Source organism: Pseudomonas sp. BF-RE-22 (genome assembly GCF_019956155.1).
Lineage (GTDB): Bacteria > Pseudomonadota > Gammaproteobacteria > Pseudomonadales > Pseudomonadaceae > Aquipseudomonas > Aquipseudomonas migulae.
The window spans coordinates 1-14,465 of sequence record NZ_JAHBDD010000042.1; the positions used below are offsets into that span (position 1 = coordinate 1).

Annotated in this window: 15 protein-coding genes; 7 read left to right on the forward strand and 8 right to left on the reverse strand. The window is 61.0% G+C overall.

Annotation, left to right across the window (positions count from 1 at the left end):
• Positions 1 to 136 precede the first annotated feature (136 nt).
• Genes KGA82_RS19600 through KGA82_RS19630 form a run of 7 tightly spaced genes read right to left on the reverse strand, consistent with a single transcriptional unit; the run spans position 137 to position 5,883 of the window.
• Entirely contained in the window at positions 137 to 877 is a 741-nt protein-coding gene (locus KGA82_RS19600) for an SDR family NAD(P)-dependent oxidoreductase (protein ID WP_223416537.1), read from the reverse strand.
• Positions 878 to 887: 10 nt separating this feature from the next.
• The gene (locus KGA82_RS19605; RefSeq protein ID WP_223416536.1) at positions 888 to 1,388 is read right to left on the reverse strand and encodes an aromatic-ring-hydroxylating dioxygenase subunit beta; all 501 of its coding nucleotides are present in this window, start codon (positions 1,386 to 1,388) and stop codon (positions 888 to 890) included.
• On the reverse strand, positions 1,385 to 2,668 hold the full coding sequence (locus KGA82_RS19610) for an aromatic ring-hydroxylating oxygenase subunit alpha (protein WP_207285946.1): 1,284 nt from the start codon (positions 2,666 to 2,668) through the stop codon (positions 1,385 to 1,387). Before KGA82_RS19610 ends, KGA82_RS19605 begins: the two co-directional genes overlap by 4 nt.
• Before the next feature lie 20 nt (positions 2,669 to 2,688).
• Positions 2,689 to 3,837, reverse strand: a complete 1,149-nt coding sequence (locus KGA82_RS19615) for an amidase (protein ID WP_223451967.1) — start codon at positions 3,835 to 3,837, stop codon at positions 2,689 to 2,691.
• Positions 3,834 to 4,319 carry a nuclear transport factor 2 family protein gene (locus KGA82_RS19620; RefSeq protein ID WP_223451969.1) on the reverse strand — a complete coding sequence of 162 codons (486 nt, stop codon included), beginning with the start codon at positions 4,317 to 4,319 and terminating at the stop codon, positions 3,834 to 3,836. Before KGA82_RS19620 ends, KGA82_RS19615 begins: the two co-directional genes overlap by 4 nt.
• Positions 4,320 to 4,322: 3 nt before the next feature.
• The gene (locus KGA82_RS19625) at positions 4,323 to 4,694 is read right to left on the reverse strand and encodes a hypothetical protein (RefSeq protein WP_008033901.1); all 372 of its coding nucleotides are present in this window, start codon (positions 4,692 to 4,694) and stop codon (positions 4,323 to 4,325) included.
• A 25-nt stretch (positions 4,695 to 4,719) separates the two neighbouring features.
• Complete coding sequence (locus KGA82_RS19630; protein WP_223451972.1) at positions 4,720 to 5,883, reverse strand: acyl-CoA dehydrogenase family protein; 1,164 nt, start codon at positions 5,881 to 5,883, stop codon at positions 4,720 to 4,722.
• Positions 5,884 to 6,225: 342 nt separating this feature from the next.
• Here KGA82_RS19630 and KGA82_RS19635 point away from each other — a divergent pair, with 342 nt between their 5' ends.
• The 7 genes from KGA82_RS19635 (at position 6,226) to KGA82_RS19665 (ending at position 13,311) form a co-directional block, all read left to right on the forward strand.
• Positions 6,226 to 7,707, forward strand: coding sequence for a sensor histidine kinase (locus KGA82_RS19635; protein ID WP_223451973.1), 1,482 nt, complete (start codon positions 6,226 to 6,228; stop codon positions 7,705 to 7,707).
• A 283-nt stretch (positions 7,708 to 7,990) separates the two neighbouring features.
• Positions 7,991 to 9,139: an amine dehydrogenase large subunit gene (locus KGA82_RS19640; RefSeq protein ID WP_192229052.1), complete on the forward strand. Its 1,149-nt coding sequence runs from the start codon at positions 7,991 to 7,993 to the stop codon at positions 9,137 to 9,139.
• Between the two features lie 13 nt (positions 9,140 to 9,152).
• Positions 9,153 to 9,692: a MauE/DoxX family redox-associated membrane protein gene (locus tag KGA82_RS19645; protein WP_223451974.1), complete on the forward strand. Its 540-nt coding sequence runs from the start codon at positions 9,153 to 9,155 to the stop codon at positions 9,690 to 9,692.
• A 3-nt stretch (positions 9,693 to 9,695) separates the two neighbouring features.
• A complete protein-coding gene (gene mauD / locus KGA82_RS19650) occupies positions 9,696 to 10,316 on the forward strand; it encodes a methylamine dehydrogenase accessory protein MauD (protein ID WP_207285939.1) in 621 nt (206 codons plus the stop codon).
• 17 nt (positions 10,317 to 10,333) lie between these two features.
• The gene (locus KGA82_RS19655) at positions 10,334 to 10,855 is read left to right on the forward strand and encodes a methylamine dehydrogenase light chain (protein WP_008033908.1); all 522 of its coding nucleotides are present in this window, start codon (positions 10,334 to 10,336) and stop codon (positions 10,853 to 10,855) included.
• Positions 10,856 to 10,980: 125 nt separating this feature from the next.
• Positions 10,981 to 11,502, forward strand: a complete 522-nt coding sequence (locus tag KGA82_RS19660; protein ID WP_008041092.1) for a hypothetical protein — start codon at positions 10,981 to 10,983, stop codon at positions 11,500 to 11,502.
• Positions 11,503 to 11,886: 384 nt separating this feature from the next.
• Positions 11,887 to 13,311, forward strand: coding sequence for an undecaprenyl-phosphate glucose phosphotransferase (locus tag KGA82_RS19665; protein WP_008041091.1), 1,425 nt, complete (start codon positions 11,887 to 11,889; stop codon positions 13,309 to 13,311).
• Here KGA82_RS19665 and KGA82_RS19670 read toward each other — a convergent pair.
• Positions 13,308 to 14,459: a glycosyltransferase 61 family protein gene (locus KGA82_RS19670; protein ID WP_223451975.1), complete on the reverse strand. Its 1,152-nt coding sequence runs from the start codon at positions 14,457 to 14,459 to the stop codon at positions 13,308 to 13,310. The genes KGA82_RS19665 and KGA82_RS19670 overlap by 4 nt on opposite strands.
• Positions 14,460 to 14,465 lie beyond the last annotated feature (6 nt).

A 14,465-nucleotide genomic window follows, 5' to 3' on the forward strand; every position in this document is an offset into this window, starting at 1 on the left:
GGCGATGGCGGCCTTGAGACTTGCATCGCCGGTGAGGACGCCATCGCCAGCAAGCCGGCTCCTACAGATTTGTATCGCCAATGTGGGCGTCATCGCCGGCAAGCCGGCTCCTACAGGGTTGTGTGTGAGGCCTTGTTTAGCGCATGAACAGGCCGCCGTTGATGTCCCAGCACGCGCCGGTTACGGAGGCGGCGTGGTCGGCGATCAGCAGCAACACGGTGTCGGCGATGTAGCCGGGGTCGCCGAGGGTGCCGGCCGGGATCATTTTCAGGATCTGTTCCAGTCGCTCCGGGGCCACGGTTTCGCGCACCACCGGCAAGTCCAGCGGCCCCGGCGAAATGCTGTTGACCGTCACGCCTTGCGGGGCCAGTTCACGGGCGAAGACTTTGGTCAGCGTCGCCACGCCGCCCTTGGCTGCCGCGTAATGCGCGCCGGTGGCGGTGCCGCCGTTCTGCCCGGCGAGCGAGGCGATGTTGACGATGCGGCCAAAACCACGCTCGGCAAAGTGCGCGCCGAACACCTGGCACGCGACAAAAGTGCCGCGCAGGTTGATCGCCATCGACTCGTCGAACTCCTCCGGGGTGATGTCCATCAACGCGGCGACTTTCGACACGCCGGCGTTGTTCACCAGGATGTCGCAGCCGCCCCAATGCTCGACCAGCACGTCGCGGGCATGCTGGAAGTCGGCCTTGCTGCGCACATCCAGCTCAATGGCGACAGCACTGGCACCGCTGGCATCCAGCTCGGCAGCCAGTCGCCGCACGCCCTCGAGACGCACGTCCGCCAGCGCGACACGATAACCCGCCCCGTGCAGACGGCGGGCGATGCACTCGCCCAGTCCGCGCGAGGCACCTGTTACAAGGGCTACTCGACTCATGATGTTGCCCTCACAGAAGGAAGCCGAGCGCGCTCAGGCTGTCGGTGGAGTTGATCAGGCGCACCACTTTGCGCTCCAGCGACGGCACACCGTCGGTGAAACGGATGCGGTGGTTCAGGTCGGCCACAAACGGCGTGTGCACGCCGCGCTTGTAGGCGTACAGCAACTGCGCCGAGTTGACTTCGACGATGTCGCCGGCGGCTTCGACCAGGCGGAAACGCGAGATCGTGCGGATGGTTTTTGCCGCGTCCACCGCCGATGGCGAGTAGCCAGCGGTCAGGCGTTCGATGCGCAAGTCACGCATGCGCGCATCGTCGTAGGCGTAGTTGAGGTTGGCTTCGAAGTCCTCGGTGTCCGGGTCGATCGGCACGATGTACTTGCCGCTGTCGCTCCACAAGGTCGCCCATTCGGCGTAATTCTTGTGGTCGAGCAATTCGGCTTCGCGCCAGATGAATTCGATGGCCTGGGCCAACGGGCCGGAAAAACCGTTCAGGGTGTCGTGATTGCTCATTGGCTCATCATCCTTTTCCACATGTCGTAGGCACCGCGCATGCCGCCTTCGTCGGTGGCGTGGCTGACTTTGTCGCCGTTCTCGGCAGTGATTTCGCGATTGAGGCCGCGGTTGACCAGGATTGGCGCATCGACGCCGGCGTACGAACCGCGCTGCACACGGTCCCAGGCCTCGGCATCGTCCGGGCTGCCGAAACCGAACGGGCCCTGGAAGTGTTCGTGAATGCGCATCCGTTCGCGGTTGGCGATTTCCGGGCCGCCGTCCATGCCGAGGGCAACGTGGCGGATCTCGGTTTCGGTCACAGACACCGGGCGCAGCACGCGGAAGAACGACATCGACATCGCGACGTTGGGGAACAGGTTCAGGTTGAAACCGGCGCCGTGCAGCGAGCGCACTATGCGACGGACTTGCGCAGGCTCCATGGTTTTCGACAGCTCTTCAGTGACGTGAGCGAAGCGCTCCTGCAACTGTTCGGTGCCGTCGTCATGGTCCAGATCGACATGCTCCGGCACCATCACCATCACGCTGTGGCCGTTGCCCAGCGAATGGGTGACCGCTTGTTCGTCGGTCATGAACGAGAGCATTTCCGAGGTTTCTTCATCCACCGACGACATGAACGACTTGTGCACGATCGGGAAGTGGTAACCGTCGGTGGTGTTTTCCAGCTGGATCTTCCAGTTGCCCTTGAAGCTGAACTTGTGTTCGCCCTGGGTCTTGATCGGGAAACCGGCACCCTGCTTCATGAACAGGTCCATCCAGTGTTTGGCGCCGCCGAGGAAATCTTCCAGCGGTTCGATCTCGTCGTTGTAGCTGGCGAACACCATGCCGGCGTAGCTTTCCACGCGCAGGCTGGTCAGCGGCAATTCGGACTTTTCCAGAATGCCTTCGTAGCCGTCCGGGTACGGCAGCGCACGGAGCTTGCCGTCCAGACCGTACGACCAGCTGTGATACGGGCAAGTGAAACCGGTGGCGTTGCCTTTGTGTTTTTCACACACCGTGGCGCCACGGTGCCGGCAGCGGTTTTCCAGGACGTTGATGTTGCCCTTCTTGTCGCGCACCACAATCACCGGGCGACGGCCGATGGTCGCGGTCTTGAAATCGCCGCTGTTGCGCACTTCGCTTTCGTGGGCAACCCACACCCAGGTGCGGTAGAAAATCTTTTCCAGCTCGGCTTCGAACAGCGCCGGGTCGTTGTACAGCGAGACGTCGACGCGGTCGTGGCTGACCAGTTCGTCCGGGCTTTTCGATGATGCGATCAGCCGGTATTCATGAGTGCTCATGCGGTTCTCCTCATGGCTTTTTATGATTTCTTGTTAGGGGTCGACCGTTCGCCGGCCATGCTCTGTTGCAACTGCGCACCGAAGGCGCAGACCAGCTCGTCCTGACCTTTACGACCGACAATCTGCAGGCCGACTTTCAATCCGCTGCCCTCCAGTTCCACCGGCACCGTCAGCGCCGGATGGCCGCTGAGGTTGAACGGCCGCACCAACGGGGTCATGCCGGCCACCGCTTTGCTGGCGCTGCGGGCTTCGATCAGCGTCGGCGGCAGGCTGGGCATCGTCGGCAACAGCAGCACCGCGAATTCTTCCAGCGCGGCGTCCACTTGCTGGCTGAAGCGCGCGCGGACTTTCTCCGCTTGCGCCAGGTCCGCCGCACTCGTGCGACTCGCGGCCAGCAGGCGTTGTTCGACATCCGCGCCGATCAGGCCTTTACCCGTGAGGTGGCCGAACGCGGCCCAGTTTTCAAAATTGATCACGGTGAGGCCGGCGGCGAATGCGGCTTCGAAATCGCTCAGGAGCAGCTGGCTGCGACGCCAGCCTGCACTGTCGGCGGCGGCACCGAGGCTTGCTTGAAGATGCGGGTCACAGTCGACTTCAAGGAAACCCACCGACGCATTGCCAGAGGGCAAACCCTGCACCTGGAAGCCTGGGCAAATCACTTGCATTGCCGCGATCAGATCCGCCATGTCGGCGGCAAACGGCCCGACACAATCCAGGCTGGAAGCCGCCGGATGCGCCCCGACCCGACTGACTCGCCCATAAGTCGGTTTCAACCCGGCAATGCCGCAGCACGCCGCCGGTACACGAACCGAGCCGCCGGTGTCAGTGCCGATGGCGATGTCCGCCAGACCGGCGGCGACCGCTGCGGCCGAACCGCTGGAAGAGCCGCCCGGCACGCGGTCCGGTGCTTGCGGGTTGATCGGCGTGCCGGTCCAGTCGTTGATCCCGGTCACGCCAAATGCCAACTCGTGCATATTGGTTTTGCCAACGATTTGCCAGCCTGCGTCGAGGATCGCGTCCACCACGTCGGCGTTGCGCAGCGCCGGCTCAGCATCGGCAAACGCACGACTGCCCGAGCGGGTCGGATGGCCGGCGATGTCGATCGAGTCCTTGATCGCGACCCGCTTGCCGTCGCCACCGAGTAGAAATTCGCTGATAAACGTGCTCATGCGCCCGACTCCGAGGTGAAGAGGTCCGAATTGAACAAGCGTTGCGTGCGGAAATGCGCGATCAGCCAGACACCCTCGACACAGCGAAAATCGATGTTCAAGCGCGTGCCGAACAACTCGCTGCGCCCATCGGCGTAGGTCGACACCTGCTGCATGATCCACTGCCCCTGCGCGGTGCTGCCGTCGACCAGGATCGACTCGCTGGTGAGGTAATGCAGGTTCAGGCAAAAGTGCTCCGAGGGCGGCAAGTAACCGCCGACGAACGCCGCAATCGCCTCACGCCCGCGATGCTCGCCGAAGGTCTGCGCGGTGACGCTGCCGACGCCTTCCCACACGGCGTCGATGCAGAACAGTTCCGCCAGTTCGCTGACCAGGGTGACCGCCCTCGGCACGTCGCACAGGTCCATGTAGCGCGCCATCAAGCGGCGCACCTGGCTCTCCCCTTCGAGCGTCGCCAGACGCTGCAACAAGGCCTCGTTCATGGCTTACACCCTGGCGGCATCAGGGATGGTCAGTGGACGACCGATGCGCGCTTCAACCTTGGCGTAGCGCCACAGGCTGTACTCGTTCACCGGCGTGGTGCGGAACAGGTTGCAGGCATCGATCACCGATTGGTGGCAGTCGACGTCGGCCATGATGTAGACGGTCCACGGCGAGGTGGTGGAAGGACCGACCATCAGCCGGTCATCGTCCATCGCGCCGAGCACAGTGATGCCAGGCATGGCGCCGAGCGAGCCCATCATCTGGCTGAAGCCTTTCCAGACGCTCAGGCCTTCGCCGGTGGGCAGGTCGAAAAAGTTCTGGGTGATGCCGATGCAGAAGACGACGCGCAGCGGTTCTTGGGTGGTCTGGGACATGAATATTGATCCTTGAAGAGTGGGTTCAGATGTAGCCAGGGAACGGCGGCACGCCGAGGAACACCGAGCCGGCGCCGTCGTACAGGCCTTCGCTGAGGAACGCGTGCTGGGTGACCACCATCGAATCGCGCAGGTAACGCTGCAGCGGATGGCGCAGGTAAATCGCGGTGGTGCCGGCGAGGCTGTACGCGCTCTGCACCACGGCGGCGCCCGCCTGGGACACGTGAATCGCGGACAAGCGCAACAGGCTGGTCTGTTCGGCGGTGACCGGGTTGCCGGCCAGGATCGAATTCCACACTTGCTCGGTGGCGTTGTAGAAGAAGCCACGGGCGGCGGCCAGTCGGGCTTCGGCCTTGGCGATCTCGATGCGCACGTAGGCGCGGTCGGCCATTTTCGGTGCGCCGGTGATGCCGCTGCCGGCGGCCATGCGACTGACTTCGTCTAGGGCGGCACGGGCCAGGCCAAGGTTGACCACGGCGAGCACTTGCGCGGCGTAGGCAATCGACGGGTAGCGGAACAGCGGCTCGTCGATGGTCGAGGCACCGCCACGGATGAAGGTCCAGCGTTCGTCGACGTGTTTGTCGCTGACGCGCAGGTCGTGACTGCCGGTGCCTTTGAGCCCGACCACATCCCAGTTTTCGATGATCTCGACCTGGTCCGCACGGAACACCGCGGTGCGCGGCTTGCCACCCGCCGCGCCAATCCCCACGCCGAGCAAGTCGGCGCCCTTGCAGCCGCTGGCGAATTTCCAGGTGCCGTTGACCTGCCAGCCGCCCTCGACAGCCTCGGCGGGTTGCAGCGGGAACAGGCCGCCGGCGAACACCAGGTCCGGGCTTTGGGCGTAGATGTCGGCGAGGGTTTCCGGCGGCAATGCGGCGAGGTAGACGCCGGCGCTGCCGAAGCTGGCGACCCAGCCCGCAGAGCCGTCGGCTTCGGAAATACGCTCGATCATTTGCAGGAACAGCGCCGGCGCCAGGGCGTCACCGCCGAAGCATTTCGGCGTGGCGGCGCGGTAGATGCCCACGTGCTTGAAGCGCTCGATCATGTCCCGTGGCACGTGGGAACCGGCGTCGAATTCATCGCGACGCTGGCGCACTTCCGCCAGCACCTGCTCAAAGGCCTGACGGTGGACGGTGTTGCCGTCGACGCCTGGCAGAGGGTCTTTCTCCGCGACAGCTGAACGCAGCATGGGCTTCTCTCCGTTTTACTTATTGTTAGTGGGCCGAGGCTGGACAACACCGATCCCTGTAGGAGCGAGGCTTGCCCGCGAACGAGGCACCGCGGTTTCCAATGGCAGACCGCGTTATCGTTCTTCGCGGGCAAGCCTCGCTCCTACAGGAGAAGGGATGTGTGGCGCCCCTTGCATTGAGGCCCAGTGTAAAAACCGCGTCGGGTCGCCACTATTGGTGCGTGCAGCCTCTTCACTAAAGGAATCCCCTAGCCCGCCCCCGGTTACCTCTGAGCGCATCCCCACGCGCAAGCGGGTATAAAAAGCCATACTTTCCCTTCACCGGTTCCTCAGGACTGCGCGATGTACCTGCCAAAACCGCACGACTTTTTCACCCTCATCGAAGCCATGCCGCTGTGCATCATTCTTCACGATGCGCAGAGCAAGGAGATCCTCTGGGCCAACACCGCCGCCCTCGACGCGCTGGGTTTTACCCTGGAAGAACTGACGCCGCTGAAAGCCCCGGACATGACCCGCGACGCGCCCAAGTACCGGCGTTCGGTCGGCCTGCGCTGGCTGGAAGGCGCAGCGCGCACGGGCCAGCGCGCCATCGAGTGGTGTTATCGCTCCAAGCAAGGCGTGGAAATCCTCTCCGAGGCGGTCGCGACGCTGGTGCATCTGGAGGGTCGCGATGTGCTGATGGTGCAGTTCCGCGACATCTCCAGGGAGGACAAGGTCAAGCGCGACCTCAAGCGTTTCGAAAGCCGGCTCAAGGCATTCATGCAGGACCTCGCCGAAGGTGTCGCGGTGCTCGGCCCTGAAGGTGATATCCGCTTTATCAGCGACTCCGGCGCGCACCTGCTCAACAGCGAAGAACACACGCTGATCGGCGAAAACTTCCTGTCATGGTGCGACGACGATTCGCGCCGCCGGCTGCTGCAACAGCTGGCCAGCGAGACCCCGGAACATGCGCCCTTCCGCGTGCACTACCACCTGCAACGCCGCGACGGTGAATGGCGCTGGCATGAGGCGACGTGTCGTTTTATCGAGATCGAAGACGACCTGGTCGGTCACCTGCTGCTGTTTCGCGACGTCACCGAACAAGTGCGCGCCGAAGAAGCACGGCGGGTCAGCGAGCAGAAACTCGAATACCTGGCGCGCTACAACGCCATGGGCGAAATGGCCGTGGCCATTGCTCATGAGCTAAGCCAACCGCTGGCCGCCACCCGCAACTTTATCGAAGGCGCAGTGATTCGCCTGGGCAAGGAGTCCGCCACGGATCAGGGCGTCGCCTGGGGTTTGCAAAACGCCGTGCGGCAAATCGAGCATGCGTCGCTGATCATCAAAAGCGTGCGCGATTACGTGGTCAAACTGGAGCAGGCCGAAGAGCTGATCGACCTCAACGAACTGCTGCGCGAAACCCGCTATTTCATCAGCCTGCGCGCCGATCCGAGCCTGGTCCGCGTCGAGATTGTCGCCAGTCCCGCGCCGCTGTGGGTGAGCTGCGAGAAGGTGCTGATCGGTCAGGTCATTCTTAATCTGGCGTTCAACGCGATTGAAGAAATGAGCGATCTGCCTGTTGAACGACGGGTGCTGCGCATTCACGCCAGCCACGAAAACGACGTGGCGTTGGTGCGCATCGAAGACTGCGGTCGCGGCATTCAGGCCCAGGCGCAAGAGAAGCTGTTCGACGGTTTCTTCTCCTCCAAGGTCAGCGGCAACGGCATTGGCCTGGCGCTGTGCAAAAACATCATCGGCCGCCATCGCGGCGATATCTGGGCGCAAAACCTTGAGCCCTGCGGTGCCGTGTTCACCTTCACCCTGCCCCTCGCAACTCCCGCCTGACACCGCCGAAGAACCTGAATCAAACCACGAACCTGTAGGAGCCAGGCTTGCCGGCGAAGGCGTCCTTGAGTACGCCTTCGCCGGCAAGCCTGGCTCCTACAGGTCAGTGGTTTTGGCTTGCAATTGCGGTGTGTGCAGCCGGTTTTTCGAGACTGGCACAGACACACAAACGCTTGGCAGCCACAGCAATTCCCCCCTTCTGCCAGCGAGGCAGAATCGAACTGCAAAAATCTGCCAATGCACTTGCGATTTGCACGAACAATAATTCAGGGAGTTCCCCCTAATGCGAGCCACCAGGATCACCGTACAGTCAGCGCTGAGTCTCAGCCTGCTGGTACTGGGTTTGAACAATGCCAGCGCGGATCTGCCCGCTGACACGATCGGCCAGACCGTTCTGGCATTTCCGCCGGAAGTTCATCGGGCCTTTATCGTCGACGTCGAATTCGAAAGTTTCGTGGCGGGCCGTGTCACCGTGGTCGACCCCGATAAAAAGCGCGTGCTCGGCATGGTGCCGACTGGTTTTGCTGCGCCCTCGACGCTCAGCCACGATCAGAAAACCCTCTACAGCGCCGACATCTTTTATTCGCGCGGCACCCGTGGCACCCGCACCGACGTGCTGACCGCCTGGGACAGTTCGACCCTGTCGCCGGCCTGGGAGCTGTTGATTCCTACCAAGCGCGCCGAGTCGCTGACCCAGCGCTACGGCTTGAAGACCAGCGGTGATGACCGCTTTGTCTACGTCTACAACTTCACCCCGTCGACCTCGGTGACCGTGGTCGACACCCAGGCCAAAGCCGTCACCGCCGAACTGGCGATTCCCGGTTGCGTGCTCAACTACCCGATCGGCAATCGCCGCTTCGCCTCGCTGTGCGGCGACGGCAGCTTGCAAGTGATCACGCTTAACGATCAGGGCCAGGAAACCGCACGCAGCCGCACGCCGTTCTTTGACCCGAACGCGGAAAAACTGGTGGAACGCGCGGTGAACGTCGGCGACACCTATTACTTCACCACCACCACGGGCACCGTGCGCCCGGTGGATTTCTCGGCCGACGCACCGAAAATCCTGCCGTCCTGGTCGTTGACCAGCGACGAGGAAAAGAAGGCCGGCTGGGCACCGGGCGGCTGGCAGCTGATGGCTGTCGCGCCGAAGCTGAACCGCTTGTACGTGCTGATGCACGACGCGCACGAACCGATGAAGTGGGAAGACCCAAGCCCGCTGATCTGGGCGTTTGATCTGAAAACCCACAAGAAGGTCGCCACGCTGGAGGCACCGGTTCCGGTGTGGAGCATGCAGGCGACCGGCGACGACAAGCCGCTGCTGCTGGGCGCCGACGTTGCAGGCGGTTTGCAGATCTTCGACCTGAAGACCAACACGCTCACCGGCAGCATGGCGAAGGTCGCGAAAACCGCGACTCAGGTCATGAGCTACTAACCGAGGTTCGGCCATGCACTTAGATCCGATCTTCATCATTGCCAGCGCCCTCGCCATCGCGGTGCTGCTGGCCAGTGCCGCGACCCACAAGGTGCGCGCACCGGCACGTTTTGCCCGGCAACTGGCGGACTACCAATTGCTGCCCGACGTGGCCGTACGCCCCGTCGCACGCGTCATTCCGGTGGTTGAACTGGCCATCGCCTTTGCGCTGCTGGTACCGGTCAGCCGTGCCTGGGCAGCGTTGGGCGCCGCCAGCCTGATCGCACTGTATGCAGCGGCGATTGGCATCAACCTGTGGCGCGGTCGTCGCGATATCGACTGCGGCTGTGCCGGCCCGGACCAGGCCCAACCGCTGCGCCCGGTTCTGCTGCTGCGCAACAGCGCGCTGGTGGCGCTGGCGTTGCTGGCCAGTGTCTCGCCGGTGGTTCGTGACCTGGTTTTTTTCGACGGCTTCGTGACTGTCGCCGCCAGCGCCGTCGCGCTGCTGATTTACGCCGCAGCCGATGGCTTGCTGGCGAACTCCCCTCTTCTGCTCAAACTGATTGGTAGGTGATCAATGGAAGGCTTAATCGTTTCCAACGTTCTGCTCTGGGTACTGCTGGTGGCCGTGGCGTTTGCCGTCATGGGCCTGGTCCGGCAGATTGGTGTGCTGCACGGCCGTCTGGCCCCGGCCGGTGCATTGATGATGGACAAGGGCGTGGCGGTCAATGAAGCCGCGCCACAGGTCACCGCTTCCGACCGCAAAGGGCGCCCGGTGAACTTCGGCTATGCCGGCGAGAAATCGCAACTACTGTTCTTCCTCTCGCCAACCTGCCCGATCTGCAAGTCGCTGCTGCCGGCGATCAAATCCATCGCCAAGGAACAGGCCGATCGCCTCGACGTGGTGTTCATCAGCGACGGCGACATGGACGCCCAGCAAAAGCTGATCACCGAACACAAACTGGAAGACGCCACTTATGTGGTCGGGCCTGAAGTGGGCATGACCTACCAGATTGGCAAGCTGCCGTACGCTGCGCTGATCGACAAGACCGGCACCCTGCGCGCCAAAGGCCTGGTCAATTCCCGCGAGCACCTGGACAGCCTGTTCGAAGTCGAGCACCTGAAAAGCGCGACGCTGCAGGAATACCTCAACAGCCAGCCGCATGCACACGACCACAGCCACGGCCATAGCCACTGATAAGGCAGGAGACTTTCATGAAACTGCTGGATCTGTTGTTTGAGCGTTCGACTCGTCGTGTTGCCGACACAACCTCACGACGCAAACTGCTGTCGCGCATGGGTTCTCTGATGGTTGCCGGCGCCGCGTTGCCGCTGCTGTTGCCGCTGGATCGCACCAGCAAAGCCCTGGCCGCCGACAACCCAAAAGCCGGTGACCCGGGTGATCCGAACACCTGCGACTACTGGCGCTACTGCTCCATCGATGGCTTTTTGTGCAGCTGCTGCGGAGGATCGGTGACGTCCTGTCCGCCGGGCACGGAAGTGTCGCAAGTGACCTGGATCGGCACCTGCCGCAACCCGGCCGACGGCAAGGATTACATCATTTCGTACAACGACTGCTGCGGTAAGCAGAGCTGTGCGCAGTGCGCCTGCACCCGTAACGACAGTGAAGAACCGGCCTATCGGCCGTTCAACAACAACGATGTGAACTGGTGCCTGGCCGCAAAATCGCACATCTACCACTGCACCGTTTCGATCATTCGTGGCGTCGCGGTTTAACGCTTGATTGCGGTTGGCTATTTGTAGGAGCCGGCTTGCCGGCGATGGCGTCTCTGAAAACGCTATCGCCAGCAAGCTGGCTCCTACAGGTCCGTTTTTCTCCTGTACAAGTGGAGGTGCTGCTTATGGGTAGGTTGCTCATCCTCGGTCTTGTCTGCGCCATGACCGCCCCGCTCGTTCATGCCAGGGCCATCCCGGACCCGGCGCAACGGCATGCGCCGGGCAATGAAGCCCTGCAAAAACCGATTGCCCAGGCCGGTTACAGCGTTGGCGTGAACTACCAACTGCAATGCGCCGGTTGCCACTTGGGCAATGGCATGGGTTCTGCCGCGAATGACACGCCCCGGATGGCAGGGTTTGTCGGCAACTTTCTGAAAGTGCCGGGCGGCCGCGAGTTTCTCGTGCGCGTACCGGGCATGTCGCAGTCCGCGCTGGACAACGCGCAACTGGCCGACCTGCTCAACTGGTTGATCCGTGCCGACGGGATGGCGGGCAAAAGCACGCCGGCCGACTATCAGCCTTACAGCGCCGACGAAGTGGCGGCACTGCGCGCAGAAACCATGCTCAACCTCCCCGGCACCCGCGCCGGCCTGATCCAGCAAATGCGTGCGCAAGGCATCGCAATTGAAGACGGGATGAACAACTGACAACGGCTTGAACCAAAGCTGTCATTGCAAAAACGGGGGCCCGTTCCCCCGCCCTTCCGCTACGCCAACTCTCCTCTGCGATAACAAGACGACCTTGCGGCAAACGCCGTGCAGGCGTCTCTCCGTGGTTTGCCCGGCACCTTGTATCCGAGTGCATTTTTATTTATGGATGTTGTCTGAATCCGTAGCTATAGAATGAATGTGTGCACAGTGGTGCTAAAGTGACAGCACCTGTCTTCGTCTCACCGGATTTACGCATTTGAGGGTGCAAACCTGTCACAAGTATGAGCAGCTTGTCGGTGACGCTGAGGCTCTCAAATGAGGGCTGTGTTGACCTGAATCTCGTCATCACCGAGCGCAAGGGAAAGCAAATGAGGTCTAAAGATGATATTTGAGCCTAACAGTACCCGTTCCGTTCTCCAGCGAAGAAGCAGTACCAGTATCGTTGTTCAGGCCGGTCTCGATTGCGTTGCGGTAACCGGTGTTGCGTGGTTCTTGATCAATTATCACATAGGCTTCATCTCGCAAGACTACGTCATCATGCTCTTGCTGCTGCTTGGCGCGCTGGCCGTCGTGTACGACCACTATGCCATTTACCGCAGCAATGTCGGGTTCACTGTCAAAGCCTTCAAGCTTCTGAAGGCATGGACCGCGACCTTTGGTTTTCTCGTTGCCATGGCTTTCCTGACCAAAACCAGCGAACGGTATTCGCGGCTATTGGTTGGGGAGTTATTTGTTCTTGGCTATTTCGCCCAGTTGTTTTTGCACCTCGCCTCACGGGAAATGCAGAAGAAATTCCTGGCCCACCCGACGCAACTGGAAAACTCGCTGATCATTGGCTCGGGCGAGCTGGCGAGCTACCTCCACAAGAAAATCAGTAACAACCCCTGGCTCGGTGAACGCATCGTTGGCTGTGTGTTGATTGGCGCGGACGATGACTGGGCAAAGGAAGGCGTGGAAGGCGCACCACGCCTGTCGATACTGGGCAATATCTCTGATCTTGATGAGTTGGTTGTCAAACACGCCATTCGTACCGTCTATTTTGTGACCCCAGTGGGTGGTTCCGAAGTTATTCAGAAGGTTTATTTAAGCCTGTTCGACAAACACGTCAGGGTTAACTGGGTGCCTGACATTTTCGCCTTGAAGTTGATCAACCACAGTGTTCGCGAGATTGCCGGCATTCCCGTGCTGACCTTGTCCGAAACTCCGCTGATGGGGATGCGACTGTTTCTGAAGAATCTCGAAGACAAGGTCGGCGCTTTTCTGATCCTGCTTTTTGCGGCGCCAGTGCTGGCGTTAGTTGCCCTTGCGATCAAGATCGATAGCCCCGGCCCCGTGTTCTTTCGTCAGCAACGCATGGGGTGGAGCGGCGAAGTTTTCAGTATCTGGAAGTTCAGAAGCATGGTGGTCCATCAGCCGTCGGACGGCACCGTCAAGCAGGCACAAAAGAATGATCCACGCGTGACCAGGGTGGGCGCCTTTATTCGCAAAACCAGCCTCGATGAACTGCCGCAATTGTTCAACGTGTTGATGGGCGAAATGTCGCTGGTGGGGCCTCGCCCGCACGCGATTCAACACGACGTGCAGTACTCACCCGATGTCTCGGGCTACTTTGCGCGACATAACATTAAACCGGGTATCACCGGGCTGGCGCAGGTGCGGGGTCTTCGTGGTGAAACGAAAGATGTAGAACAAATGATTCGCCGGGTTGACTCGGACATCGAGTACATCAACAACTGGTCGCTCTGGCTCGACTTCATCATTCTTTTACGGACGGTATCTGCCTTCTCCGGCAAACAGGCCTATTAATCCGTGGTGAAACTGTAGGAGCAGCACGATGACGGAAACAGGTCCAGCGTGCGCTCGACCTCATCGGGGTCGATAGTAAAACCATTGCCCGCGGGAGTACCGACGACAAAACCAAAGTGTTGATGATCACGATCGGTCAGGTACTTGAAATAGCAGATGAAGCGCTCGGGAGGTTGCAACACCAGCAGCGCCCCACCCGGCGGCAATACATTAACCCCATGGATCAATTGACTGCCCTCGACCCCTATCACGGTTCTTGCACCGGCACAGGTCGCGACAATGGTCGCAACATCGCACAGCGCCGGGTCGAGAATGCGAAAACCTCGACGATCACGCAAACGCTCAGCCAACTCCATTTCGTTACGCAACAAGCGTAAATCGCCGCGACCACCTCTCAGGATAAACACGCCTGGATGAGCGCTCGTGTTGACGTGGGACAGCAACTTTTCGCCCATTGCACGGAAGCGCAGATGCTTGTGGCGATTTTGACTTATGTCGTCAAAGATCACGAGTTCACGAAAAAACGCATTACGTAAACGAACCGGCTTCATGCCAAGCCAGTCCTCATAACCGGGGGTGTGAAGGATGCCGTTCCTGACGGTGGAAACAATGTTGGCGGAGGGAGCCGTGGTCACTGGAGCGCCTTCGTTGCAGGCCAGTGAATAGGTCAGGCAATCGTCCGTCAGCCAACTGCCAAACCACTTGTTGCCCCCCGCCGTGCAATACAACGCGCCGCGCTCGATTTCGTTTTCGACGCGAACCCCAGGCAGCCGGCCAACGCCAGGCGTCAACCAGGATTTGGCGTTTCCTTTGTAGAGCGCGCCATCGATCATCCAGACATCTTTGAGCAAATAACCCCGGGTCGGTCCATGTTCAACACGACCGATGCCTTCCATTGTGCGACGAGGATGTTCATGGGGATAAAAAAGTTGCTCTTCCCATCCCGTCACACGCTCAAGTTGATTGGGAAGAAAGAAGGCGGGTTGAGCAAACGCGACTTCACCCGGCGCAATATCCCAGGTTTTCACCGCCATACTTTGCAGCGTTAATGCTGGTTTCCGGGCAAGGCGTGTTTTAAAGAGGTGTTTATAAGCCGCCAGGCTCCACTTCGCCGGGCCGCTACTTGCCAACGCGCTGAATTCCGACATAGACAC

Coding starts and splice junctions, on each gene's coding strand:
- KGA82_RS19600 (WP_223416537.1), bottom strand. CDS start 877: ATGAGTCGAGTAGCCCTTGTAACAGGTGCCTCGCGCGGACTGGGCGAG.
- KGA82_RS19605 (WP_223416536.1), bottom strand. CDS start 1,388: ATGAGCAATCACGACACCCTGAACGGTTTTTCCGGCCCGTTGGCCCAG.
- KGA82_RS19610 (WP_207285946.1), bottom strand. CDS start 2,668: ATGAGCACTCATGAATACCGGCTGATCGCATCATCGAAAAGCCCGGAC.
- KGA82_RS19615 (WP_223451967.1), bottom strand. CDS start 3,837: ATGAGCACGTTTATCAGCGAATTTCTACTCGGTGGCGACGGCAAGCGG.
- KGA82_RS19620 (WP_223451969.1), bottom strand. CDS start 4,319: ATGAACGAGGCCTTGTTGCAGCGTCTGGCGACGCTCGAAGGGGAGAGC.
- KGA82_RS19625 (WP_008033901.1), bottom strand. CDS start 4,694: ATGTCCCAGACCACCCAAGAACCGCTGCGCGTCGTCTTCTGCATCGGC.
- KGA82_RS19630 (WP_223451972.1), bottom strand. CDS start 5,883: ATGCTGCGTTCAGCTGTCGCGGAGAAAGACCCTCTGCCAGGCGTCGAC.
- KGA82_RS19635 (WP_223451973.1), top strand. CDS start 6,226: ATGTACCTGCCAAAACCGCACGACTTTTTCACCCTCATCGAAGCCATG.
- KGA82_RS19640 (WP_192229052.1), top strand. CDS start 7,991: ATGCGAGCCACCAGGATCACCGTACAGTCAGCGCTGAGTCTCAGCCTG.
- KGA82_RS19645 (WP_223451974.1), top strand. CDS start 9,153: ATGCACTTAGATCCGATCTTCATCATTGCCAGCGCCCTCGCCATCGCG.
- mauD (WP_207285939.1), top strand. CDS start 9,696: ATGGAAGGCTTAATCGTTTCCAACGTTCTGCTCTGGGTACTGCTGGTG.
- KGA82_RS19655 (WP_008033908.1), top strand. CDS start 10,334: ATGAAACTGCTGGATCTGTTGTTTGAGCGTTCGACTCGTCGTGTTGCC.
- KGA82_RS19660 (WP_008041092.1), top strand. CDS start 10,981: ATGGGTAGGTTGCTCATCCTCGGTCTTGTCTGCGCCATGACCGCCCCG.
- KGA82_RS19665 (WP_008041091.1), top strand. CDS start 11,887: ATGATATTTGAGCCTAACAGTACCCGTTCCGTTCTCCAGCGAAGAAGC.
- KGA82_RS19670 (WP_223451975.1), bottom strand. CDS start 14,459: ATGTCGGAATTCAGCGCGTTGGCAAGTAGCGGCCCGGCGAAGTGGAGC.